The 23,674-nt window shown below is 56.9% G+C and carries 19 protein-coding genes and 1 pseudogene; 13 read left to right on the top strand and 7 right to left on the bottom strand.

Annotated elements, in window-relative coordinates; all coding sequences use genetic code 11:
- Positions 1 to 33: 33 nt before the first annotated feature.
- Positions 34 to 480, top strand: a complete 447-nt coding sequence (locus tag ACYSMN_RS23715; RefSeq protein ID WP_488926409.1) for a hypothetical protein — start codon at positions 34 to 36, stop codon at positions 478 to 480.
- Here ACYSMN_RS23715 and ACYSMN_RS23710 read toward each other — a convergent pair.
- The 3 genes from ACYSMN_RS23710 to ACYSMN_RS23700 form a co-directional block, all read right to left on the bottom strand.
- Positions 477 to 908 (bottom strand): hypothetical protein, encoded by a 432-nt coding sequence (locus ACYSMN_RS23710; RefSeq protein WP_488926408.1) that lies wholly within the window; start codon positions 906 to 908, stop codon positions 477 to 479. The genes ACYSMN_RS23715 and ACYSMN_RS23710 overlap by 4 nt on opposite strands.
- Before the next feature lie 366 nt (positions 909 to 1,274).
- Positions 1,275 to 2,789 carry an exonuclease domain-containing protein gene (locus ACYSMN_RS23705; protein ID WP_488926407.1) on the bottom strand — a complete coding sequence of 505 codons (1,515 nt, stop codon included), beginning with the start codon at positions 2,787 to 2,789 and terminating at the stop codon, positions 1,275 to 1,277.
- Between the two features lie 173 nt (positions 2,790 to 2,962).
- Positions 2,963 to 3,430 (bottom strand): ferritin-like domain-containing protein, encoded by a 468-nt coding sequence (locus ACYSMN_RS23700; RefSeq protein ID WP_488926406.1) that lies wholly within the window; start codon positions 3,428 to 3,430, stop codon positions 2,963 to 2,965.
- A 240-nt stretch (positions 3,431 to 3,670) separates the two neighbouring features.
- Here ACYSMN_RS23700 and ACYSMN_RS23695 point away from each other — a divergent pair, with 240 nt between their 5' ends.
- Entirely contained in the window at positions 3,671 to 4,111 is a 441-nt protein-coding gene (locus tag ACYSMN_RS23695) for a sugar 3,4-ketoisomerase (RefSeq protein WP_488926405.1), read from the top strand.
- Complete coding sequence (locus ACYSMN_RS23690; protein ID WP_488926404.1) at positions 4,108 to 5,100, top strand: hypothetical protein; 993 nt, start codon at positions 4,108 to 4,110, stop codon at positions 5,098 to 5,100. The genes ACYSMN_RS23695 and ACYSMN_RS23690 overlap by 4 nt, the downstream gene beginning before the upstream one ends.
- A 27-nt stretch (positions 5,101 to 5,127) precedes the next feature.
- Here the strand turns inward: ACYSMN_RS23690 and ACYSMN_RS23685 are convergent, their stop codons facing one another.
- Entirely contained in the window at positions 5,128 to 6,315 is a 1,188-nt protein-coding gene (locus ACYSMN_RS23685) for an AI-2E family transporter (RefSeq protein WP_488926403.1), read from the bottom strand.
- A gap of 194 nt (positions 6,316 to 6,509) precedes the next feature.
- Between ACYSMN_RS23685 and ACYSMN_RS23680 the strand changes: the two genes are divergently transcribed.
- A complete protein-coding gene (locus ACYSMN_RS23680; protein WP_488926402.1) occupies positions 6,510 to 8,420 on the top strand; it encodes a DNA topoisomerase IV subunit B in 1,911 nt (636 codons plus the stop codon).
- Between the two features lie 97 nt (positions 8,421 to 8,517).
- Here ACYSMN_RS23680 and ACYSMN_RS23675 read toward each other — a convergent pair whose 3' ends face one another.
- The gene (locus ACYSMN_RS23675; protein ID WP_488926401.1) at positions 8,518 to 9,438 is read right to left on the bottom strand and encodes a pirin family protein; all 921 of its coding nucleotides are present in this window, start codon (positions 9,436 to 9,438) and stop codon (positions 8,518 to 8,520) included.
- A gap of 183 nt (positions 9,439 to 9,621) precedes the next feature.
- Between ACYSMN_RS23675 and ACYSMN_RS23670 the strand changes: the two genes are divergently transcribed.
- The 9 genes and pseudogenes from ACYSMN_RS23670 to ACYSMN_RS23630 all read left to right on the top strand — a co-directional run bounded on the left by ACYSMN_RS23670 (position 9,622) and on the right by ACYSMN_RS23630 (position 21,233).
- Positions 9,622 to 10,824, top strand: a complete 1,203-nt coding sequence (locus ACYSMN_RS23670) for a DUF4357 domain-containing protein (protein ID WP_488926400.1) — start codon at positions 9,622 to 9,624, stop codon at positions 10,822 to 10,824.
- Between the two features lie 510 nt (positions 10,825 to 11,334).
- On the top strand, positions 11,335 to 14,187 hold the full coding sequence (locus ACYSMN_RS23665; RefSeq protein ID WP_488926435.1) for a DNA gyrase/topoisomerase IV subunit A: 2,853 nt from the start codon (positions 11,335 to 11,337) through the stop codon (positions 14,185 to 14,187).
- Between the two features lie 263 nt (positions 14,188 to 14,450).
- A complete protein-coding gene (locus ACYSMN_RS23660) occupies positions 14,451 to 15,215 on the top strand; it encodes a hypothetical protein (RefSeq protein WP_488926399.1) in 765 nt (254 codons plus the stop codon).
- Between the two features lie 80 nt (positions 15,216 to 15,295).
- Positions 15,296 to 16,453, top strand: a complete 1,158-nt coding sequence (locus ACYSMN_RS23655) for a tetratricopeptide repeat protein (RefSeq protein WP_488926398.1) — start codon at positions 15,296 to 15,298, stop codon at positions 16,451 to 16,453.
- A 271-nt stretch (positions 16,454 to 16,724) separates the two neighbouring features.
- On the top strand, positions 16,725 to 18,668 hold the full coding sequence (gene thrS / locus ACYSMN_RS23650; RefSeq protein ID WP_488926397.1) for a threonine--tRNA ligase: 1,944 nt from the start codon (positions 16,725 to 16,727) through the stop codon (positions 18,666 to 18,668).
- 345 nt (positions 18,669 to 19,013) lie between these two features.
- A pseudogene (infC, locus tag ACYSMN_RS23645) lies at positions 19,014 to 19,571 on the top strand (translation initiation factor IF-3); the annotation flags it as partial.
- A gap of 183 nt (positions 19,572 to 19,754) precedes the next feature.
- The gene (rpmI, locus tag ACYSMN_RS23640) at positions 19,755 to 19,949 is read left to right on the top strand and encodes a 50S ribosomal protein L35 (protein WP_045688686.1); all 195 of its coding nucleotides are present in this window, start codon (positions 19,755 to 19,757) and stop codon (positions 19,947 to 19,949) included.
- Between the two features lie 205 nt (positions 19,950 to 20,154).
- A complete protein-coding gene (gene rplT / locus ACYSMN_RS23635; protein WP_488926396.1) occupies positions 20,155 to 20,499 on the top strand; it encodes a 50S ribosomal protein L20 in 345 nt (114 codons plus the stop codon).
- Positions 20,500 to 20,678: 179 nt separating this feature from the next.
- Positions 20,679 to 21,233 (top strand): NUDIX hydrolase, encoded by a 555-nt coding sequence (locus tag ACYSMN_RS23630; protein ID WP_488926395.1) that lies wholly within the window; start codon positions 20,679 to 20,681, stop codon positions 21,231 to 21,233.
- Between the two features lie 173 nt (positions 21,234 to 21,406).
- Here the strand turns inward: ACYSMN_RS23630 and ACYSMN_RS23625 are convergent, their stop codons facing one another.
- Together ACYSMN_RS23625 and ACYSMN_RS23620 are read right to left on the bottom strand one after the other, a co-directional pair.
- Complete coding sequence (locus ACYSMN_RS23625) at positions 21,407 to 22,675, bottom strand: C45 family peptidase (protein WP_488926394.1); 1,269 nt, start codon at positions 22,673 to 22,675, stop codon at positions 21,407 to 21,409.
- Between the two features lie 392 nt (positions 22,676 to 23,067).
- Entirely contained in the window at positions 23,068 to 23,520 is a 453-nt protein-coding gene (locus ACYSMN_RS23620; RefSeq protein ID WP_488926393.1) for a hypothetical protein, read from the bottom strand.
- Positions 23,521 to 23,674: the final 154 nt, after the last annotated feature.

Raw genomic sequence — 23,674 nt, 5'->3', positions numbered from 1 at the left:
GCCATATATTAGCGTTCTTTCTCGCTCCCTCCCATGCACACCGCAGTAGTTTCAGATTACCTTATTATCACTTACCGTCCTGACCTTAACATGCTGATAGCGCGCTGGCAACGGCCCGTTTCAGGGGCTGAAACCCGCACTGGCTACCAGCGGATTCTGGAAGCCGCTCAGCAGTACCAGTGCCCGTACTGGCTACTTGATGGCCGACGTCGCCATCCGGCCGACACTGAAACCACGAACTGGGGATTTCAAGAGTTCTTTCCTAGGCTGCACGCTTGGCTGGGCCAGCAGGTGTACCTGAGTCAGCTGCTTTCGCCCATGTATCAGCAACTTACGCTCGCCATGCCGGTGTATCAAGAAAGCGAAAGTAATCCCACTCAAACTTACCAGATGCGTCGTTTCAATGATGAAGCGGCGGCGGTTCAGTGGTTGAGCGGCTGCCAGGAGGTAGTGGGCAGCAGGCTCCGGACGGGCAGCTAATGGCAGCCTAGCAGCCAGCGCTCTGCCGACTCATGGTCGGGAAAATGCGCTACTCGCAGGTTGAGGCTCCGGCGAACGTGTTGCACCACGGAAGTAGTGCCGAGGCGGTTGTATACGTCGTAGGCGTCTACCACGGCGCAATGGCGGTAGTGAGCCTCGCGCACGGCCCGCGGCGCCCAATCGGTTGCCAGCCAGTGCTGGTCCTGGGGCATAATGGCGGGCATGAGTTGGTGGTCGGAAAGCACTTTGGTCAGCTGCGACTCTTTCAGCAGCTGCAAAATGTGTTCATATACTTCACGCAGATCCTGGCTGATCATGGGAGATGCCTGCCATTCTACACGCACGTAATGACTGGAATATTCCACGATTTGAGCTAAGCTGTTTTGGAAATACAGCGATTCGTGTACTGGGTAAATGAGCTTGTTCATCTCAACGCAGGCAAGCAGTAATGCAGAGTATTACATGGCAGGGAGAAGCGTGAACAAGTGCTGCAAAGGTGTGTAGTAGTATAATGGAACAGTGTTCGAAAGATACAATTTATCTTTATTCTTAATGCTGAGCTTCCACATATTTTTACAGTGAGGCTGCGGAAGCGTAAATCAGGTTATGAAGAATCCTCACATGAGCTTCGGTAACCGCAAGAAGCAGAATGACGCTCAACGCTAACAGCAGCCCACGCAACTGCTGGCTAATTCCGCTTAGTTGAACACCTTATTAGATTCCTCTTGGGCATAAAAAAGCCCCGCTGCTAGGAGCAGAGCAGTAGTTTTACATTTGCCGCTCGTCAGAACACGTTACTTAAAGACCTTTACCTTGTCTTTGTGCTTGGTGCGCAAGTATTGCCGGATAATCTGCTGTACGTCCTTGTTGTCGTTGTAGCGTGTGATGATGTCCTTGAAATCGGTCAGCTTTCTGGCTGAGAACGTGTCAGTATCCACGTAGCCGAAGCCCAGGTAGCGGCCGTTTTCTACTAGTACCACCGTCTTTTCGGTTTCGTGGCGGCCTTGCCCAATCACCACGAAAGAACCGTGCTGGTAGGTAAACGACTCAATGGCCTCTTCCACGCGCTGATTATACTCCTCGGCGGGTTCCAAACCTAGGCAGGCGCCTTTACAGCGGTGCACTTGGTAGTCGAAGCACGAGCCGTTGGTTTTGTACAGGTCGCAGAGCTTCTGGCAAAGGTTGAATTTCGCCACCTTGTGAAACAGGAAGCCTTTGGCCTTAAACTGGTTGCCAAGCGCGATAAGCGGGTGCGACTCGGCGTGGTCGTCAGCACGGCCATAGTAGAGGCGCTTGTAGCCGTTCTCATCGGTGCGCAGAAAGATACCCGCCGGAAACACTGAACGGCGCTGGGCGCGATTGTAGAGCGGTTTCAGCCGCTTTATCTCGTGCGACTCGTAGAGCAGCGCCACCAGCTCCGAGCCCGTCAGCTCCCAGGTGATATCCGAAATGGAGTTCTTGAACTCGATGCTCTTACGCGATTTATAGTCGACGGCAAAGTGCTGCTGAATGCGCTTGTAAATGTTGATGCTCTTGCCCACGTAAATCACCTCTCCATCCTCGTTGTGGAAGTAGTACACGCCGGCCGTCTGGGGCAGCGACGCGACTTTTTCGGGAGTGATGTTGGGTGGCAGCAGCGCCGTGCGAATGGCATCCTGCACCGCTTTGATCTTGCGCGCCGAGGGCTGTTTGGTGGCTACGGCCGTGGTGCCAGCAGCCGTAGCGATGGGCCGCCGGCCCGCCGGGGCGTTAGCATCTACTGCCGCCAGCGTGTCGGCCGCGGAGATTCCCGGCTTCGTCAGGGCCTCTTCCTGCTGGCTGATTTTAAGGAGCCGATCAAATAGGATGGCGGTAGCGGCGGCATCTCCCGCGGCGCGGTGCCTACCGTTGAGCGGAATGCCGATGTTTTGGCAAAGCTTGCCCAGACTATAGCTCGGCTGGCCCGGCATCAACGAACGGCTCAGGCGCACGGTGCACAAAGTTTTGCGCGAGTAATTGTAGCCTAAATCCCCAAACTCCTTCTTGAGGAAAGAATAGTCAAAGCGTACATTATGAGCTACAAATACACAGCCCTCGGTCATCTCTACCACCTTGCGGGCCACCTCATGAAACTTGGGGGCTTCCCGCACCATATCATCGGTGATGCCGGTGAGCTGGGTGATGAAGAAGGGGATGGGCCGCCCCGGATTAAGTAGCGTTTCGAACTGGTCCACGACCTTATCGCCATCGTGAATAAAAATGGCTATTTCCGTGATGCGGTCCTGCGCGGGCTGGCCTCCGGTAGTTTCTAGGTCGATGATGGCGTACAAAAGCGGCGCGGTATCGGGTAGTGAACGATGCTAATACAGTTGGTAACAAAGATACACGGCCGGAAGGTTGCAAGAAGCGAAAAGCCACGCCTTGCTCCCGAACCAAACCGCACATAGCCCACAAAAAAGGCCCGCACGAAGCGGGCCTTTTCTAGATAGGGCAAGCAACCCAATTAATAGTTGCTCTTCTGCTGAGTTACCCAGTTTTTGTCCGACAGGATAGTACCGTGCTGCTGCTGCATCACGTTGCGCGCTTCGGCGGGCAGCTCGTTCGACTTTAGCGCCGTCTCGTACGACTGCAGCGCCACGGCGTCACCGGTTTCGCACTCGCCAAGAATGGCCGAGTCGTCTTGGCCCGTGATGGCCGATTTAATATTGATCCAGCCCCGGTGTACGGCGGCGGCGGCATCGGCCACTACGCCTTCCACGGTATTGCCTTGCTCAGGGCTGATGCCATATTGCTGCGCGTGTTGCGTCAGCTCGGCGGCAAACTGGGCGCGCTGTTGGCTCATCTGGCTCAGCTTCGATTTCAGCTGGGCGTTGGATATACCTTCAGCGGCTTCCTGGTAGCCTTTAGCAGCCGTTTTGTTGATTTCGACTAGGTCGTTGTAGGCGCGAGTGGTTTCGCTGTTGATAGACATGGTGGAGAAAGTTAAAGTGGAAAGATGGGGCCTCGCTTGCTTCTTGGAAGTAAGGCCGAGTGTATATACCGGCTTGTTTGACGGCAAGTTGTACAGTAGCGGAAAAAAATTCTGCCTTCCTGTTTCATCCGGGCCGATGGGGCTAAAACGGGCGGGCTGGTTGGCTGGAAAGGGGAGAAGCGCTACTTTTGGCCGTTCCGCCCGTTGTTTCCGGCGCTTACCCCCGCTCGTTTGCCGTTGATGACCATTCCCGCCGAAACCCTGTCCGTTCCGCACCTGTTGCCGCTGCCCCGCACCGGCGACGCGCAGACGGGCTTCGAAGTAACGGCCGCGCCGGAGCTGCTGCCGTTTCCGGTGGTGCGGGCTTACTGGACTTACCTCACCCCCAACGACGTACTGCGTGGCCACCACGCCCACCATACCCTGCAACAGTTGCTCGTCGCCGTCAGTGGCCGCCTCGGCATCACCCTGGAAAACCCCGCCGGCGAGCAGCAGCACTTTGTGTTGGAAAGCCCTGATGTAGGGTTGTATCTGCCGGGGCTTTACTGGCGCACCATTCGGTTTCACGAGCAAGCCGTACTGCTATGCCTGGTATCAGAGGCGTATTCTGAAGCCAGCTACCTCCGCGATTACGCGGCTTTTCGGGCCTTGGCCGGCCCCGGTGCGGCCCATTCTTCATGAGCCCGGCCCGGCCCGCGCTGCTACGGGTAGAACCTTATACTTCCGCTTACGCTGGTGCCTGGGACGCCTTGGTAGCTACCTCCATCAACGGGCCATTTACGTTTCGGCGCTCTTTCCTGGAGTACCACCAAGACCGTTTCCAGGACCATTCGTGGCTCGTGTGGCAGGGCGCAACATTGCAGGCCATATTTGTGGCCGGGGTGGCCCGTGATACACCGGAGCCCACTAAGCTTATCGCACATCCTGGGCTTGCTTATGGCGGGCTAGTAACGGCAACGCTGCCTAAATACACTGAATTGGCCGCGTGGCTGGAGTTGCTGCGGGCGGCGTGGCGGGCGGCGGGGTTTCAGCAACTGGTGCTCAAACCCGTGCCACGGGTATTCTGCCGACAGCCTTCTGAGGCGCTGCTGTTTTGGCTGCATCAGCAAGATGCCCAGCTAGCGGCACGCGAAATGAATTCCGTAATCGACCTGACGCAGCCTTTCCGTATTGGCACGTGGCGGCGCGGCAACCTGCGCAAAGCCCGCCGTCATGGCGTAGTCGTGGTACCAGGCAGCACAGCCGATTACGCTACTTTTTGGGAGCTACTCACGCAGAATCTGTTGCAAAGCCACGGCCGCCGCCCCGTGCACGCCTTGGCGGAAATAAGTCGCCTGCGTGACCAGCATCTTAGCAACCTAGAGCTCTGGGTGGCTCGTCTCGAAACCGAAATAGTAGGTGGAGTGCTGCTGTTTCAGGATGCACGGCAGGGCTTCGTGCACACCCAATATATTGCTGGCAGCCTACGAGGTAAGCAAGTAGGCGCCGTAGATGCCGTGTTGGCCCACATCCTGACCGCAAAACGGAGTGATTTTCAGCGCCTCTCCTTTGGCATTTCCTCCGTGCAAGGCGAGGTAAACTCCGGCCTGCTCACGCAGAAAGAAGGCTTTGGCGCCACCGCCGAAACGGTAGATACTTACGTGCTTTCTTTGAAGAATGAATCTTCTTGATAGCTTCCGCACGCAATTCCTCATTCTTCATTGAACTGCCTGTCCGACGGCTCGTCTCCAGAGTTTTTTGAGGCCGCCGGGTTTCTTGTTTTCGGGTTTGGTGGAGTCGTCGCCTTCGGCGGTGTCGCCGAGTAGGAAGCCCCAGGGCTCGGTGGTTTTGTTGGCGTCCAGCACTACCTTGATGACGGCCACAAGCGGAATACTTAGAATCATACCCGGCGTGCCCCACAATTCCGCACCCAGAATCAGGGCCAGAATGGCAGCCAGCGGGTTGATGCTTACCTGGGAGCCCGTAATCATGGGGGTGATGAAGTTGCCTTCCAGAAACTGCACTATCACAAACACCCCAACTACCAGCGCGGCCTGCACGGGGGAGCCCGTTTCGACTAGCGTGACAATGGCAGGCAACGCGGCGCCAATCATGATGCCGATGTAGGGAATGATGGCCAGAACCGAGGCGAAAATGGCAAAGAAGATGGCGAACTTCACCCCCAGAATCATCAAACCAATGCCGTTAAGAACCGCCACGATAATGATAACCTTCACTAGACCAGAGATGTAGGCTTGCACCACGGTCTGGATATTGTCGACGGTGTGCAGGATGGAAGTGCGCTTATCGGGCGCCACGAAACGGAACATAAACTGCCGCAGATGGTCCCGGTAAAGTAGCAGACAGAAGATATAAATCAGGACCTGCGCCAAGTTGCTCAGCACGGCAGAGGTAGTATTTAGGGTGGTGCCGAGGTAGCTGCCGCCCGATTTTTTGAGCAGTTTCAGCGTCGAATCTTTCAGGTCTTCAATGCTCATAGGCTGGTAGCCGAACCGGAGGTGGGCCCATTCCTGCGCGTCGTTGAAAAACTCCATTAGCTTGACTTGCAGCTTGGGCAGCTCACTTTTAAACTGCGTAAGCTGGGAGCCGAAGCCTAAAATAATACCCGCCAGCACCAGCACGAGCAGCAGCAGGCTCACGATGATGGCCAGCACCCGTGGCAGGCCCCGTTGCTCCAGCCAGCGGCAAATCGGCAGCAGCAACAGCGAAAAAAGCGCCGAAAAAAGCATTGGCAGCAGCAAACTGTCGAGCACCCGGAGCGAGTACACCAGCAGCACCGCCCCCAGCATAAAGAAGGCAAACTGGATGATGGGCGTCTGGTGAACCACTGAGCTGGGCTTGTGGCCGGAAGGAGGCAAATGATGTTGCGTAGAAGGAGAGTTCATTTTGCTAATATGATTGGGAAAGCGGGAGGCTTGAAAAAAGCTTCGGACAAACATTTTGCGGAATTATCTCCGAAAAAAGCAGCTCGATGCTGGATTGAAAGAAGTACTTTTGCTAAGTTTACTAGCGAAATGAAAGCGTGGGAAAAGACAGTTTTCTGCGTTATTTTACTTGAAATTTGACTTGCACTTCTCAGATGGCTGAAGAACAGATATCCGTCGCCACGCATGGCTACACCGAAGACAGCATCCGCTCCCTCGACTGGCGGGAGCACATCCGGTTGCGGCCCGGCATGTACATCGGTAAGCTCGGCGATGGTTCGGCGTACGACGATGGCATCTATGTGTTGGTGAAGGAAGTCATCGACAACTCGATTGACGAACACGTGATGGGCCACGGCCGCACCATCGAAATCAAGATCTCCGACCACCGCGTGCAAGTGCGCGACTACGGCCGCGGCATTCCGCTGGGCAAAGTGGTGGACGTGGTGAGCAAGATTAACACGGGCGGCAAGTACGACTCCAAAGTTTTCCAGAAATCTGTTGGGTTGAACGGCGTCGGCACCAAGGCGGTTAACGCGCTCAGCAATTATTTTCTGGTGCAGAGCGTGCGCGACGGCCAGATGAAGTCAGCTGAGTTTGCCCAAGGCATCCTCACGCAGGACGCTAAACCGCAGAAAACCAGCCAGCGCAACGGTACGCTCATCGCCTTCCAGCCCGACGACACGATTTTCCGCAACTACCGCTTCATCCCGGAGTATCTGGAAAACCAGATCTGGAACTACGTCTACCTGAATGCTGGCCTGACCATCAACTTCAACGGCCAGAAATACTACTCCGAAAACGGCCTGCTCGACCTGCTGGCCCGCAAAGCCGACGCCGAGAGTGTGCGCTACCCCATCATTCACCTGAAGGCGGAAGATATTGAGCTGGCCCTCACCCACGGCAACGACTACGGCGAGGAATACTACTCGTTCGTGAACGGACAGTACACCACGCAGGGCGGCACCCATCTGGCTGCTTTCCGCGAGGCGGTAGTGAAAACCCTGCGCGAGTTCTACAAGAAGGAATACGATGCCGCCGATGTCCGCGGCTCCATTGTAGCCGCTATTTCGGTGCGGGTGCAAGAACCAGTGTTCGAAAGCCAAACCAAGACTAAACTCGGCTCCATGAACATGGGTCCCGATGGGCCAACGGTGCGGGGCTTCATTCTGGACTTCGTGAAGGAACACCTCGACAACTTCCTGCACAAGAACCCCGAAACGGCTGAGGCCCTTAAAAAGCGCATCGAGCAGAACGAGCGGGAGCGTAAAGACATGGCGGGCGTGAAGAAGCTGGCCAACCAGCGGGCCAAGAAAGCCAACCTGCACAACCGCAAACTGCGCGACTGCCGCTTCCACCTCGGCGAAGGCAAGCAGGAAGCCGAAGCTCTTACCACGCTCTTCATCACGGAGGGCGACTCCGCCTCGGGTTCCATCACCAAAAGCCGCAACGTGGAAACGGAAGCCGTATTCAGTTTGCGTGGTAAGCCCCTGAACTGCTTCGGCCTGAAGAAGAAGATAGTGTACGAGAACGAGGAGCTAAACCTGCTTCAGCACGCGCTCAACATCGAAGAAGGCATCGAAGGCCTGCGTTATAACCGCGTCGTCATTGCCACCGATGCCGACGTGGACGGCATGCACATCCGGCTGCTGCTGCTCACCTTCTTCCTACAATTCTTCCCCGACCTCGTGCGCAACGGCCACGTGTACATTCTGGAAACGCCACTGTTCCGGGTGCGGAACAAGAAAACCACCATCTACTGCTACAACGAGCAGGAAAAACAGGCCGCCATGCGCCAGCTCGGCCGCAACCCCGAAGTCACGCGCTTCAAAGGTCTCGGCGAAATCAGCCCCGATGAGTTTGGCAAGTTCATTGGCGACAATATCAAGCTGGAACCCGTGATTCTGCAATCGGACCGTTCTATTCAGCAGGTGCTCACCTACTACATGGGCAAGAATACGCCCGCCCGGCAGGAGTTCATCATCGAAAACCTGCGTCTCGAGAAGGACCTCGTGACTTCCGATGTACTGCCGGTGGCGGAAGTGCTGGAGGAGGACCTGGCGTAACCCCACCATTGTGAAGACTCCCATAAAAAAGCTCCAGCCTTTGGGCCGGAGCTTTTTTATGTTTTGCGGAGCTACTATGGCGCAGCCTGACTGCGCGCTACGACAACGGTTCCGGCGCCGTCGACGCCGACGAAGCGGGGCGCGACTTGTCCTGGGGGAGAGGCACAAATTCCTCGTTGTCGTTGGGTGGTAAGGCGATGCGGCCAGCTTGCCAGTCGGCCTTGGCCTGCTCGATGCGCTCCTTCCGCGACGACACGAAGTTCCACCAGATGAAGCGCGGCCCGAGCTGCTCGCCGCCTAGTAGCATGAGCGTCGTGGTTTCGAGGGCGGTGATGAGCGGGTCCTGGCCTGGCGTGAACACCAGCAACTGCCCGGCCGAGTAGCGGTGGCCGGCCACTTCAATCTGGCCCTTGGCTACATAGGCTCCGCGCTCCTGGTGGCCGCGCGGCGGCCCGAAGCGCGTGCCCGGCTGCAGCACCACGTGCAGATAAAACAGCGGCGAATGCGTCCGCACGTCGTTGCGCAGGCCGAAGGCTTCGCCCGCGATGAGGCGCATCCACACGCCCGTATCCGTGAAGATGTGCAATTCCTGCGGCTGGTAGTTGCGGAAGCTAGGCGCCGTCTCTTCGTCGGCTTCGGGGAGCGCCACCCAGGTCTGAATCATTTCCAGTTGCCCACCCGCCAACGCGGCTGGGTCCTCGAACCGTTCCGAGTGGGCAATGCCACTGCCGGCTGTCATCCAGTTCACTTCGCCCGGCCGAATAATCTGCTCCACGCCCAGGCTGTCGCGGTGCGTGACTTGGCCGCCAAACAGGTAGCTCACCGTAGAGAGCCCGATGTGCGGGTGTGGCAGCACGTCGAGGTCCGGCAGTTGGCCTACTGGCGCGTTTACGGGCCCGGCGTGGTCCATGAAGATGAACGGCCCCACCATGCGCCGTTCCCGGAAAGGCAGGATCCGCCGCACATCGAACCCGGCACTGATGGACGCCTGGCGCGCATTAATCACTAAATCGAGCATGAGGAAAAGCAGTTAGAGTGGGAAGATGCCTGATCTTGCTGACCTGATTGGTTGTTGGAAAGCTACTTAATGTTCTCGTATGAATGAAGATCTATAGTCGGATGTAAATGATGAAATCGATGACGTCTAGTCTTTTTAGAAGCTGGGCTTTCATTACTTTGGTGGTTTCATTGTCTACTTACCATGCTAGAAATCCTGGCCGATATCCGCCACCGTCTGAAGGTAGGCGACTATAAAAATGAAGAGCATGTTCGTCTATCGCTGGTGGCGCGCATTGTGCAGGCTTTAGGATGGAATATCTGGAATCCAAGTGAGGTATATGCCGAGTTCAAAGCGACGCCGAACGAGGATGTAAAGAAGGTAGATCTAGCTTTATTCGCTGATAATCTCTCGGAAGACGCCATCTTCATCGAATGTAAAGGCACTGGTAATCTAACCAAAGGTCTACCCGAAGATTTGGCCAAAGTGGAACGCCAACTCCGCGACTACAATAAGGATAATACTGCTCAGCTGGCTATTATCACCAACGGCCGGATATGGCGCTTTTACTATTGCTACACCAGCGGTGAATTCGCCAGTAAGCATTTCAAGACCCTCAACCTGTCGGAAGACGATCTGGAAACAGTGGCAGAGTTCTTCATGCTGTTTCTAAGCAAGGCTGCTGTTGCTGACCGTAGCGCCCGCACCGCTGCCGAAAGCTATCTGAATCTGACGCGTAAGCAGCAGAAGATGCAGGATGCTCGGCCTGAAGCAGAGCGTCGTATTACGCAATATCCTTTTCCGAGCTTGCCTGATGCTTTGGTGCAAGTGGTTGCCGAGCAGCACACCAACGTGTCGCGGCAGGAAGCAGAAGCATTTCTAGAAGGCCACGACGGCCGGCCCCTTACTCGACTTGTGCCATCTTCTCCAATCGCGCTGGCATCTACATTTTTACCAGCCCCGCCTAATAAGAAACTAGCCTCACGACCAAGCGTCGAAGCTCGTTCGAAGCAACCAAGGAAAGCTCTGGAGGATGCAGCAACCATCACATCATCAATTACTCAGCCCGCCGCTCCAATTACTGGCTTGCCGGGCGAAAAGTTTGTCCTACGCCAAGGCACTGCTGACGCCACGGCTTATCTACAGCCCAGTGGCCATATGATTGTTGTAGCTGGGTCGTTGGCGGCGGCTACAGCTACAGATAGCATGCGGCCAGGAGGGGTGATGCTGCGGCAGCAGTTACTGGCGGCAGGTACACTAAAGCCACATGGAGTCTACTTGCTGTTCACTGAAAACTATTCATTCGAATCTGCTAACACAGCGGCGCAAGTAATTGTAGCGCGTTCTGTGAACGCTCAGCTCGCCTGGAAACACGCCACAGGGAAACAGGTACGTGATTTCATGTAATGCATCATAATGGCCAGCGCTATGCTAAGTGACATGACTAATTAAATTAGTATGCTGCTGCCAAGTGTTCAGTCAGTCTTGGTCAATAGAATAAAGAATTTTCCTGAATACAGTGCTTTCGGGGCTTGCGCATGACTAATATAATTAGGAACTTTATGGCCCTGCTCGGCATTAGAAATATTGCGTTCTGCGTGGCTAACGGTACTTTTGATGTTCAAGGGTCCTGTTCTAGCTCTCTAGGGCGCTTCAGCTTTTTAAGTTGCAGCTTTTTCCCCTAGCTCTATGAGCTGACCCCTACATTTTCTCCTGCGCATTTGGCGTGCCAGGAGCCTTTCGCGTGAGAAGCCTTCCGCCACTTTGGTTGGGAGAGAGGTACAAGAACAATAACCGTGGCAAGCGCCACACCGCACTGTGTCAGAAGAGAACAACCCCCAAGACCCGCACGAAGAGCAGCCAGAGAACGTATTCGGCGCCGGCGACTCCTTTGAGTTTGGCGCTGAGCCTGCCGCAATGGGTGATGCTGATGCTGAGGAAGAGTCGGCCCAATTTGTGGTGAGCGAAACCGGCGAGCTGCTGCTGGCTGAGTCGAGCGCCGATGTGGAAGCCGTAACTGAGCCTGTGCCGGTGACGGAAGAAGCCGAGGAGGAACCCAAGTTCGCGCCCGGCGAAACCATTCACGACGTGGCCACCGTGAACGGCATGTACCAGAACTGGTTTCTGGACTACGCTTCCTACGTGATTTTGGAGCGGGCAGTGCCGGCCATTGAGGATGGGTTGAAGCCCGTGCAGCGCCGCATTCTGCACGCCATGAAGGAGATGGACGACGGCCGCTTCAACAAAGTGGCCAACGTCATCGGGCAAACCATGCAGTACCACCCGCACGGCGACGCCTCCATCGGTGACGCCATGGTGAATCTGGGCCAGAAGGATCTACTCATCGAAACGCAGGGCAACTGGGGCGATATTCGTACCGGCGACGGAGCCGCCGCGCCGCGTTACATCGAAGCCCGCCTGAGCAAGTTTGCGCTCGACGTAGTGTTCAATCCCGACATCACGGAGTGGCAAATGAGCTACGACGGCCGCAAGCGCGAGCCTACCACGCTACCCGTGAAGTTCCCGCTGCTGCTCGCACAAGGCGTAGAAGGTATTGCCGTGGGTCTGAGCACCAAGATCATGCCCCACAACTTCCGGGAGCTGTGCAAGGCCAGCATCGACGTGTTGCGGGGCAAGGACATTCAGCTCTTCCCCGACTTCCCGACCGGCGGCCTCTGCGACGTCTCGAACTACAACGGCGGCCTGCGCGGGGCCAAAATTCGCTTGCGCGCCACCATCGAGAAGGCCGACAAGACCATGCTCATCATCCGGGACATTCCATACGGCACCACCACTACGGCGCTGATGGAAAGCATCGTGAAAGCCTCAGAGGCCAATAAAATCAAGATTCGGAAGGTGGTCGACAATACGGCGGCCCAGGTGGAAATTCAGGTGCACTTGCCTACCGGCGTGAGCCCCGACCTCACCATGGACGCCCTGTACGCCTTCACCGACTGCGAAATCAGCATCTCGCCCAATACCTGCGTCATCATCGAAGACAAGCCGCGCTTCGTGGGCGTGGAAGACATGCTGCGGCTGAGCACCCAGAAAACGGTACGGCTGCTGGAGCGGGAGCTGGAAATCCGGCAGGACGAGTTGCAGGAAAAGTGGCATTCGGCTTCGCTGGAGAAGATCTTCATCGAAAACCGCATCTACCGCAAAATCGAGGAGTGCGAAACCTGGGAAGACATTCTCCAGACCATTGATGCCGGCCTGCGCAAGTTCGTGCGCATTGAAGGCGAGAAGCTTCGGGCCAACGACACGCGCATTGTGCTGCGCCGCGCCATCACGGAGGAAGATCTCACCCGTCTCACCGAAATTCGTATCAAGCGGATTTCCAAGTACGATGGGTTCAAGGCCGAGGAGTACATTCAGCGGCTCGAAGCCGAGTTGCTGGAAGTGGCTGACCACCTGGCTCACCTCACGCGCTACGCCATCAGCTACTTCGAAGGGTTGCTGAAAAAGTACGGCCAGAACCGGGAGCGCAAAACCCAGCTGCGCACCTTCGACGTAGTGACGGCCCAGAAAGTAGCCGTAGCCAACCAGAAGCTCTACGTGAACCGCCAAGATGGTTTTGTGGGCTACGGGCTCAAAAAGGACGAGCTGGTGTGCGACTGCTCGGACCTCGACGACATCATCGCCATCAAGCGCGACGGCACATTCATGGTGACCCGCATTGCGGAAAAAACCTTCGTGGGCAAGGACATTCTGCACGTGGGCGTCTACAACAAAAACGACGACCGGCTGGTGTACAACATGGTGTACCAGGACGGCGCCTCGGGCATTGCCTTCGCCAAGCGCTTCCTCGTGACGGGCATCACCCGCGACAAAACCTACGACCTCACCAAAGGCACCAAAGGCACCAAGACGCTCTACCTCACGGCCAACCCCAACTCGGAGTCGGAAATCGTGAGCATTCAGCTCTCCGACAAGGCGCCAGCCCGCGTGAAGCAGTTTGATTTCGACTTCGCTGAACTGGCCATCAAGGGCAAAGGCTCGATGGGCAACATCGTGACCAAGCAGCCGATCAAGAAAATCACCCAAAAGAGCCGCGGCGACTCCACGCTGGGCGGGCGCGAAGTTTTCTTCGACGCCGTGGTGGGCCGCCTCAACACCGACGGCCACGGCCGCTACCTGGGCACTTTCGACACCGACAACGCCATTCTGGTGGTGTACAAGGACGGCTCCTACGAACTCACTGCGCCCGACCCGGCCATTCACTTCGACGTGCCCAACATTGTGCTGCTGCGCAAGTTCGAGCCCGACACCGTGCTGAGCGCCGTGTACGTGGAAGGCGAAACCAAGATGCACTACGTCAAGCGCTTCCGCATCGAAACGAGCACCATTGCCAAGCGCTTCACCTTCATTGCCGAAACCAAGGGCTCGAAGATGCTGTGCGTGACTTGCAACCCCGAGCCGCACGTGGAAGTGAAGCTCCAGCGCGACAAGAAAGCCGATAAGGAAAACGAGAAAATCCTGCTGCACGAGTTCATTGACGTGAAAGGCTGGAAGGCTATGGGCAACAAGCTCAACTACTTCCGCATTCACGCCATAACGCTCCTCACCGACGAAGGCCCCGAGCCGGAGCGTCGCGTGGTAGCCAAGAAAAAAGGCCCCGTTACGCTGCCCCGCCCAGGTGTCGCCTCTGGTTCTGAGGACGAAGGTGATTCGCTGCCCGAGCCCAGCGGCCCCATCGACATCTCGGCCGCCGAGGTAGCTCAAGCCCAGGCCATACTGAAAACGCCGAAGTCGCAGCTGAAGCTGTTTTAGATTAAAAAAGCCCCACTAGTACATCTGGTGGGGCTTTTTTATGAACTTTGCGGCAGCCCGGCCGTACGGTGGCACCCAGAACAACTCAGCATAACCGGCGATACGCTGAAAAGCTACAGCTTTACACTTCAGACTGCATTTTCTTTTGGATGGTTGGGGCTTTGGGTCGCGTGTTTCTACTGTGGGGGCTGTTGATGGGGCTATTGGTGCTGCCTGCCTCGGCGCAGTTTCGTAAAGCTAAAGCCAAGCCTAAACCCCGACCCGTGGTCGAGTCTCCACTTCCCAACGAGGTAGCGAGGCTATTGAGTGAAGCCCGCGCGCTGGAGGCCCAGTACAAAGATTCGGAAGCCTTGGCCAAGTACGAGCAAGTACTGGCCAAAGCACCATCTTCGTACGAGGCGCTCTGGCGGGCCGCCGTGCTCAGCGTGCGGATAGGCGCGCGCTACAACGATGAAACCCGGAAAATAGCCTACTTCTCGGCGGCGCGGCTCTATGCCAGCCGGGCCCTGGTGGTGCGCCCCGAAGCGGCCGAAGGAAACTATGCCGAAGCGCTGGCGCTGGCCAACCAGGCCACCTTACTCACTGCCCGGGGTCGGCTGTTGGTGTACAAGGAAATGAAGCCTTACATCTTCAAAGCCGTGGAGCAGCGAGCCGATTTCGCTGACGCCTGGCAGCTATTGGGCCGCTGGCACTACCGCGTCGACCACTACAACCTGCTGGAGCGATTGTACAGTCAGCTTTTTCTGGGTGGTACGCCCTCTGGCGCCAGCACCCGAGCCGCCATCAACGCCCTTACCATCGCCCAGCAGCTCGACCCCAAACGGATTCAGTACGCCTACGACCTCGCCCGGGTGCACCTCAACCAAGGCCAGCAGAGCCAAGCCCGCATAGTATTGCAAGCGGCGGTGTCTCTGACGCCTTTCACGGCCGAGGAGCTGGAAATTAGCCGCCGCTGCCGCAAGCTACTGGAGCAGGTCAACCGCAAGCAGACGAAGCAGATGAGGCATTCGGTAAAGCGGATGGAATAGGCCGTAGCGAGGGGCTAAGTAGATTTTTGGGATGGAACGGCGTAGCAGCCCCGGCCCCGGCTGCGTATCTTCGCTGCCTGATGCGTGCCTTGTCTTTTCTGTCCGTGCCTTTCTTTCGTCTGTTTCGACTGACGGTGCTGCCCGTAGTGGCTGTGCTGGCCGGCTCGTGCGAGCCAGTTTCGGAGGAGCACCCGGAGCAGCCCGAGACGATGGTGAACCTGAAAACCGTGCAGAGCGGACCCAAAATTCAGGCTGAGGAGCTGGATGGGGCTATTGCCCGCCAGCCGCGCAATGCCTCGCTCTACGCCCGCCGGGCGGCTTTTCGGTTGGATGCCGGCCAAGTGGAGCCCGCTCTGCTCGATATCAACCAGGCCCTGAGCCTTGATGATGCGCCCGGCGAGTTTTACTTCACCAAAGCCCGCGCCCTGCGCACGCAAGGCAAGCTGGAAGCTGCCTTGGTCGCCGCCGATGTGGCCTCGCGCCACGGCTACGCCTCGCCCGAGCTGAACTTGCTGGTAGGCGAAACTCACCTGGCCGCGCGCCACTACCAAACGGCCATCGACTACCTCGACCGGGCCTTGCAGCAGGAGCCCGACCAAACCGCGGCACTCTTTTACAAGGGGCTGGCGTACGTGGGCCTGCAAGACACCACTCAGGCCCTCGACTACTTGCGCGCCAGCCTGGCCCGCGACCCCCGACAGCCCGAAACGCTGCACCAGCTGGCTTTCCTCTCGAATGCCTACCGCCAGCCGGCTAATGCCGCCCTGTACGCGGCGCGTGGCCTGAAGGTAGCGCCCACCTACGCGCCGCTCTGGTACGACTACGGGCGGCAGTTTGAGCTGCAAAACCTGCCCGACAGTGCCGCGCGCATCTATAGCCGCACCGTGCAGCTGGACACCACCTTCTACCGCGCCGACTACCGCTTGGCCCTGGCCACTTTCAAAAAGCGTCAGTACGCGGTAGCCATACCACACCTACAGCGCGCCTTGCGCCGTGCGCCACGGCTAGCCGGGGCCCGCCAGATGCTGGCCGAAAGCCTGGAAAGTTTAGCCCGCTACGAAGAAGCCGCCAACCAATACCGCCTGCTCGTGGCCGAAAACCCGGGCAACAGGCACTGGACCTACAAAGCCTGGAAAGTCGGCAACCGGGCCAGAGGCATCATCGTGGACGAAACGCCGCGCCAGACGGTGGAGCCCATCGAGCCCATTACTATTCAGCAGCAGCGGATTAAGTTCTGAGGCAGAAATCTCCCGGTCGGGCGCTGTCATTGCGAGGAGGCACGACGACGCAATCCTTCCTCTTACAGCGCAACACCCACTGAAGCACCAAGCCCTTGCCGTCCGTGCTGGCATCAAGGGCTTGTCTGTTTAGAATACTGGTCTCAGCAAAAGGAAGGATTGCCACGGCCTCTGGCCTCGCAATGACAGAGGAATTGCGCGTTCCGACATTCAGGCATTGCTTAACTTGCGGCCTCACGGCTGTTTGTATAGCCATTATCCACTTCTCTCAATGCTTAACATCACCCTCCCCGACGGCTCGGTGCGCCAGTTTGTAGATGGCGCTACGGGCTACGACGTTGCCGCCGGCATCAGCGAAGGCCTCGCCCGTAATGCCCTCGGCGTGCGCGTCGACGGCGAAGTGCGCGACCTGCACCGCCCCATCGAACACGATGCCAACGTGGCCATCCTGACCTGGAACGACCCGGAAGGCAAGTCCACCTTCTGGCACTCCTCGGCCCACCTCATGGCCGAAGCCCTCGAAGCGCTGTACCCCGGCGTGAAGCTAGGCATCGGCCCAAGTATCGAAAACGGCTTCTACTATGACATTGATTTAGGCGATGGCCGCTCCATCTCTACCGACGAGTTTCCGCAGATCGAAGCCAAGATGCTGGAACTGGCCAAGAAAAAAAGCCAGTACGAGCGTAAGGCCGTGAGCAAGGCCGATGCTATTGCCTACTTCACCGAGAAGGCCGACCCCTACAAGCTGGACCTGCTGGAGCGGCTCGAAGACGGTTCCATCACGTTCTACACCCAGGGCGACTTCACCGACCTTTGCCGCGGCCCGCACATCCCCGATACCAGCCCCATCAAGGCGGTGAAGCTGCTGAACGTGGCCGGCGCTTACTGGCGTGGCGACGAGAAGAACAAGCAGCTCACGCGCATCTACGGCATCACGTTTCCGAAGGCGAAGGAGCTGAGCGAGTACCTGGAGAAACTGGAAGAAGCCAAGCGCCGCGACCACCGCAAGCTGGGCAAGGAACTGGAGCTGTTCACGTTTTCGGAGAAAGTAGGAGCGGGGCTGCCGCTGTGGCTGCCCAAAGGCACGGCGCTGCGCGAGCGGCTGGAGCAGTTTCTGCGCCGCGCCCAAATGAAAGCCGGCTACTTGCCCGTCGTGACGCCGCACATTGGGTCCAAGGAGTTGTACGTGACCAGCGGCCACTACGAAAAGTATGGCGCCGACTCGTTCCAGCCCATCAAGACGCCAAACCCGGGCGAGGAATTCTTCCTCAAGCCCATGAACTGCCCCCACCACTGCGAAATATACAAGAGCAAGCCGCGCAGCTACCGCGACCTGCCGGTGCGCCTCGCCGAGTTCGGGACGGTGTACCGTTACGAGCAAAGCGGCGAGCTGCACGGACTGACCCGCGTGCGGGGCTTTACCCAAGACGACGCCCATATCTTCTGCCGCCCCGACCAGGTGAAGGAGGAGTTCCTGAAGGTAATCGACATCGTACTCTACGTGCTGAAAGCCCTGGACTTCCCCGACTTCACGGCCCAGATTTCCCTGCGCGACCCGGAAAACAAGACCAAGTACATCGGCTCCGACGAAAACTGGGCCCGTGCCGAAGCCTCCATTCAGGAAGCCGCCGCCGAAAAAGGACTCAACACCGTAACCGAGCTTGGCGAAGCAGCTTTCTACGGCCCCAAGCTCGATTTCATGGTGCGCGACGCGCTCGGCCGCAAATGGCAGCTCGGCACCATTCAGGTGGATTACAACCTGCCCGAGCGTTTCGAGCTGGAGTACGTGGCGCCCGACAACTCCCGCCAGCGCCCCGTCATGATTCACCGCGCGCCGTTTGGGTCGCTGGAGCGTTTCGTGGCCGTGCTCATTGAGCACTGCGGCGGCAACTTTCCGCTCTGGCTCTCGCCCGAGCAGTTTGCCGTGCTGCCCATTTCGGAGAAGTACCACGACTACGCCCAGCAGGTCTACGACACGCTGGTACAAGCCGAGCTGCGCGGCACCGTAGACCACCGCGACGAGAAAATCGGCCGCAAAATTCGGGATGCGGAAGTGTCTAAAGTGCCCTACATGCTAATCGTAGGGGAGAAGGAGCAGGAAAACGGCGTTGTTTCCGTCCGCAAGCACGGCGAAGGCGACTTGGGTTCCATGCCCATCACGGAGTTCGTGCAGAGCTTTCAGCAGCAGGTAACGGACATGATGGACGGTAAATAACCAGCTGTCATTGCGAGGAGGCACGACGACGCAATCCTTCCTCTCGCTGAGACCAGTATTCTACACAGACAAGCCCTTAACATCCGCACTGGAATTAAGGGCTTGTTGCTTCAGTGGGTGTTGTGCTGCAAGAGGAAGGATTGCGTCGTCGTGCCTCCTCGCAATGACAACGGACTAAGGACATCCTCATACCTCAAAAACACGGGCGAAAACGGCAATTTTATATAGGCTTTCTTGAGCGTTCGGAAAAAATGCTGGATATTTGCCCGCTGATTGAACGTACTGGGTCCGCCCATTGTCGTGTCAGTCCCGTAAAACCGACTTTCACCTTAAGGAGAAACCGCCATAGCTACCCCCAACCGCCGTTATATTCCTCGCGCCCAAGTAGAGGAGCCGTTTAAAATCAACCAAAAGATTACGGCCCGTGAAGTTCGCCTCGTCGGCGACAACATCGAGCAGGGCGTCTACTCTATCGAGCAGGCCCGCCGTATGGCGCAGGAGCAAAACCTCGACCTCGTAGAAATTTCGCCCACGGCCGTGCCGCCCGTGTGCCGCGTTATCGACTACTCGAAATTCAAGTACGAGCAGAAGAAGAAAACCCGGGAGCTGAAAGCCAAGCAAACCAAGGTTGTCATCAAGGAAATCCGTTTCGGACCCAACACCGACGACCACGACTTCGCTTTCAAGCTCAAGCACGCCCAGGAATTCCTGCGCGAGGGCGCCAAAATCAAGGCGTACGTGCACTTCGTCGGTCGGAGCATCGTCTTCAAGGAGCGGGGCGAAATCCTGCTGCTCAAGTTTGCGCAGGCCCTTGAGGACCTCGGCAAAGTGGAGCAATTGCCCAAGCTCGAAGGCAAGCGCATGTTCCTCTACCTGGCTCCTAAGGCGGCAGCTCCAGTTAAGCCCAGCAAACCTGCGGCTCCGAAGGAAGAAGGCAAGCAAGCCCCGAAAGAGCCCAAGCCGGCTCCCGCTCCCGCCGATAAGGCCGCTGAATAGTTTTTCCCTGGGCTTCGGCCCGTTTTCACGCTGGCGCACCGGCCCTAGGCAGCCGACCGCCGCAGTTTTTCACCTTTTATTACCACCACAATGCCGAAAGTAAAAACCAAGTCTGGTGCCAAGAAGCGTTTCTCGCTGACCGGCACGGGCAAAGTGAAGCGCAAGCACGCCTTCAAAAGCCACATCTTGACCAAGAAAACCACCAAGCAGAAGCGTGCCCTCACGCACGTTGGTCTGGTTAGCTCGGCCGACATGAACCGCGTAAAGGACATGCTTAACATTTGATTGGTTTTTGGTTGTTCGTTTTTAGTTTTTGGCTCTTGATTTGGCCAACATCCGAAAACGATCAATATCTAATTGGTTTTGGCGCTTAACTCGACCACAACCAAAAACAACTAACCAAAAACCAAAAACCATTTTTCACCAGGCGTCCGGCTGAAACGAAAGATGCGGCAGTAGTCCGCCGCCGGCCGCCAAAAACAAGCAGGTTATGCCAAGAAGTGTAAACCACGTGGCTTCGCGCCATCGTCGGAAAAAAGTAATGCGTTTGGCGAAAGGCTATTACGGCCGTCGCAAGAACGTATGGACGGTAGCCAAGAACGCCGTTGAAAAAGGTCTGCTGTACGCCTACCGCGACCGGAAAGTGAAGAAGCGTGAGTTCCGCGCCCTCTGGATTCAGCGTATCAACGCGGGTGCCCGCGAGCATGGCTTGTCGTACTCGCAGTTCATGGGTGGCCTCAAGAAGAGCGGCATCGACCTGAACCGCAAAGTTCTGGCCGACCTCGCTCTGAACCACCCCGAGGCGTTCAAAGGCATCGTAGAGAAAATCAAATAAGCTTTAGTGCTTGCTGATCGAAGAGCCTGCCCCATCTGGGCAGGCTCTTTTTTGTGCGCGTTTGTCAGCCGGACCAGTAGTCATTACCGTCTCCATAAAACCATCTCCCGCTTTTGGGTCGCTGCCCAAACTCGGCCGCTTCCATCATTACCTTGCCGCTTCTTTTCCAACAGTGCGCTATGCCTAAAGAAATCGAGCCCTGGAAAACGCTCAAGTCCGAGTTGGTTTTCGACCACCGTTGGTACCAGCTCCGCCGCGACCATGTAGCTCTGCCCGACGGCCAGGAGCTTGACGACTACTTTGTGAGCGTACGGGCCGACGTGGTGCTGGTGTTTGCCCTGACTGAAGACAACCACGTAGTGCTAGTGCGCCAGTACAAGCACGGCATCGGCATGATTCTGATTGAGCTGCCGGGTGGGGTGGTGGATGAAGATGAAACCACGCCTCTCGAAGCCGCCAAACGCGAATTACTGGAAGAGACCGGCTACGCCTCCGACGAAGTAGAGCAGCTGCTGGCCGTTAGCGACAACCCAACCAAGGATACCAATACCATTTATTTCTTCCTGGCCCGCAACGCCCGCCTGGTCGCCGTGCAGGAGCTGGACGCCACCGAAAATATTGAGGTGCTGGCCGTGCCGCTAGACCAGATAGAACCCATGATTCTCAGCGGCCAGATCCAAGTGGCCGGCTCGGTGGCCCTGTGCCTACTGGCCCTGCGGAAGCTGCAGCCTTGACGTAGGCTAGCTATTAGAGCACTTCAAGGTTAGAAAAGACGCTATAGATCTAGAATTCGCTAGGCGCCCGTTTTACCCTGAATAGGAGGCTTTGCCTTATTTGTTTAACAACACCCAAAGGGTGGCTCCAAAATGCAAAGGTGCGCTTGTAAGAAAACTACTTCCAGCGTGGTTTAAAGCCGGTTGAGCATCGTCTTCGCGCGGTTGTAGGACACAGGGTACGTTTGCGCCGGCTCGGAGATGGCTTGGTGGTAAAATATCCGTGCCGTGGCGACGTCCCCGGCCAGCAGGTGCGTATAGGCGTACATTTCGGCCAAAAAATGTCGCAGCTTGGTGTCCGTCATGGCATCTGCCATCAATGTCTTCATGAGGATGCGAGCTTGAGTCAACCGCTCGTCTTGCAGGCGCGGGACGTGGTAGCCGGCCGGCATACTAAACCAGTAGGTCCATATCTGGCCCTGCTGGTGCTGGTTCCAGGTATCCTTAACTAGTTGCAGCGCCACTTCTACCACTGTCCCGACCAACGCGGAGTCCCGCGGAGCCTGTCGTTGACTCTCCGAGAGGTACGGCTGCAAGGCCTGCTCGAAGCCCACCTGCGCTATCTGATCCAAGAGTTGCTCCTTGCGAAAGAGCGGGCTGGCTTTGGCATAGGACTGGTACGCAAAAGAAGGGGGGAACAATTGGGCCACTTTCTGGAGGCGGTAGCCTTTCTTCAACTCTTTCTTTATGTCGATGGTGTAGCCGTTTTCGTAATCGTGAAAGTTATACACCTGAATAAGCCCTCGTTTTAAATCACAGATGAGCGAGTACTGCGTGGCAAGGCTTCCTTCTTGCCGAACTTGACTCAGCAGCTTCTGAAAGAACGGCACCGACAGGGTGGAGGTCTGCGCCAGCATCGCATTGGCGATGTCGTAGCGTTGGCACGAATAGGAGCCCGTTTTGAGGTCGCACACATTGAAGTTGGTGTTGATTTGGTAGTGTCCCTGCTTTTCGACCTGTGCCCCTGCATTGATGATCAATGAGTTGCCGTAGGCATCTGCCAGGAGTGCTTGGGCGGAGTTGCTGTACGGATGGGCTTTGAGAAAGGCTAGGGCTTCGGGTACTGTTTTGCATTGGCCCAAGAGGTCAAAAAACAGGTCGCCCGGATAAGGGTTTTGTATATTGTACTTCGACGGGTCGATGTTTTGTTGGGTAAAGTCAAAGAAGAGCCCGTGTTCATTGACCGCGGCCTGCGCCTGCAAATCCGGTTGCCCAAAACAGACGGAGCCGTAGCGCCCCTTGGTGGCGGGATTAAACCAGACGCGCGCAAAGGGGGTGAAATCATCCTCGTTCGAAGCAGCAAAAACTTCGCCTTTCAGGGCGGCGGAAACAATGGTGCACGCCTGCAGTGCGTTGTTGGAGCAAAGCAGACACAACAAGAGGAAAGCGAGGAGCTGTTTCATGGCGCAAGTAGTTAGTGGAGTAACAAATAGGGCGCCGTCTGTAGTAAGAACACCCGCGTCGGCACCTAAGCACGCCGACGCGGGTGCCTGGTAATCGGCGGGGTAACTTCGCGTAATTGGATAGGTTACTGAGAAAGTCAAGAAACTTTGGGTGCTGTAAACAAATAGGAAAAACTTCCCTATCAGGCCATGTCGGCCAAAGCCTCCCTTGACAGGAACCCAATTACAGCTCAGGAGCCGCTACGTAAACCCGCATAGGACCGACTCGGAAGGCTTGCCTTATTTGTTTAGCAGCACCCATTACTGTTGGGCTGCTGCTGGTCGTCCGCGAAAAGGAGGGTTCTTTAGATGTTATTTCGATTCTTCCCCGCGGCCATGCCTGCTATGAACGCTTATTCCAGGATCATGGTCAAATTGGTTTTCGTGAACCACCAAGTGTGCGGCGACACAAAAACGCTAACAATCCGAAACCGGTCTGTTGCAGAGAAGCACGCGCATTGCTTCTTATCATAGTTTACAATGGTCATGTCATGGGTGCCGGTAAGCGCTACCTCGACGCTATTGGCCGCATAGGCGGGCGCGTCCTCCGTTGTCTGGATGCGCCACTGCTTCTGCAACCGGCCGCAGACAAACAGGCCGACCGAATCCTGCTCGGTGCCTCGCACCACGAATAGGACCCTGCCGGCTCGGTTGGCCAACAAGGGCTGTTCAAGTGAGCCTTTGCCTTTTTTGCGCTCCATTACTGGCTGCACCTGCTCGTACCCGTCGCAGCCGCACTGGGCCTTGGCCGTTAAGGCCAGCAGCACAAGCGAGCAGGAGAAGACGAAGTGTAGGAAACCGTGCATAGAAAGGATATGAAAGGGAACTGCTAAAGTAAAGAGGGCGAAGAGAACAGCAACACTTCAAATGAGGGAAACCCTTCAACTCACAGGCAAACAGCTACCTAACCCAAGTTGCAGGCTATAGCCCGAATCGGTCGATAGCGTGAACGAAGACGAA

The sequence above is a fragment of the Hymenobacter sp. M1-2 genome (assembly GCF_057808495.1).
The sequence above is the reverse complement of the archived record's forward strand: the minus strand, read 5'-3'. Positions and strand labels throughout refer to the sequence as shown.

Coding starts and splice junctions, on each gene's coding strand:
- ACYSMN_RS23715 (WP_488926409.1), top strand. CDS start 34: ATGCACACCGCAGTAGTTTCAGATTACCTTATTATCACTTACCGTCCT.
- ACYSMN_RS23710 (WP_488926408.1), bottom strand. CDS start 908: ATGAACAAGCTCATTTACCCAGTACACGAATCGCTGTATTTCCAAAAC.
- ACYSMN_RS23700 (WP_488926406.1), bottom strand. CDS start 3,430: ATGTCTATCAACAGCGAAACCACTCGCGCCTACAACGACCTAGTCGAA.
- ACYSMN_RS23695 (WP_488926405.1), top strand. CDS start 3,671: ATGACCATTCCCGCCGAAACCCTGTCCGTTCCGCACCTGTTGCCGCTG.
- ACYSMN_RS23690 (WP_488926404.1), top strand. CDS start 4,108: ATGAGCCCGGCCCGGCCCGCGCTGCTACGGGTAGAACCTTATACTTCC.
- ACYSMN_RS23685 (WP_488926403.1), bottom strand. CDS start 6,315: ATGAACTCTCCTTCTACGCAACATCATTTGCCTCCTTCCGGCCACAAG.
- ACYSMN_RS23680 (WP_488926402.1), top strand. CDS start 6,510: ATGGCTGAAGAACAGATATCCGTCGCCACGCATGGCTACACCGAAGAC.
- ACYSMN_RS23675 (WP_488926401.1), bottom strand. CDS start 9,438: ATGCTCGATTTAGTGATTAATGCGCGCCAGGCGTCCATCAGTGCCGGG.
- ACYSMN_RS23670 (WP_488926400.1), top strand. CDS start 9,622: ATGCTAGAAATCCTGGCCGATATCCGCCACCGTCTGAAGGTAGGCGAC.
- ACYSMN_RS23665 (WP_488926435.1), top strand. CDS start 11,335: ATGGGTGATGCTGATGCTGAGGAAGAGTCGGCCCAATTTGTGGTGAGC.
- ACYSMN_RS23655 (WP_488926398.1), top strand. CDS start 15,296: ATGCGTGCCTTGTCTTTTCTGTCCGTGCCTTTCTTTCGTCTGTTTCGA.
- thrS (WP_488926397.1), top strand. CDS start 16,725: ATGCTTAACATCACCCTCCCCGACGGCTCGGTGCGCCAGTTTGTAGAT.
- rpmI (WP_045688686.1), top strand. CDS start 19,755: ATGCCGAAAGTAAAAACCAAGTCTGGTGCCAAGAAGCGTTTCTCGCTG.
- rplT (WP_488926396.1), top strand. CDS start 20,155: ATGCCAAGAAGTGTAAACCACGTGGCTTCGCGCCATCGTCGGAAAAAA.
- ACYSMN_RS23630 (WP_488926395.1), top strand. CDS start 20,679: ATGCCTAAAGAAATCGAGCCCTGGAAAACGCTCAAGTCCGAGTTGGTT.
- ACYSMN_RS23625 (WP_488926394.1), bottom strand. CDS start 22,675: ATGAAACAGCTCCTCGCTTTCCTCTTGTTGTGTCTGCTTTGCTCCAAC.
- ACYSMN_RS23620 (WP_488926393.1), bottom strand. CDS start 23,520: ATGCACGGTTTCCTACACTTCGTCTTCTCCTGCTCGCTTGTGCTGCTG.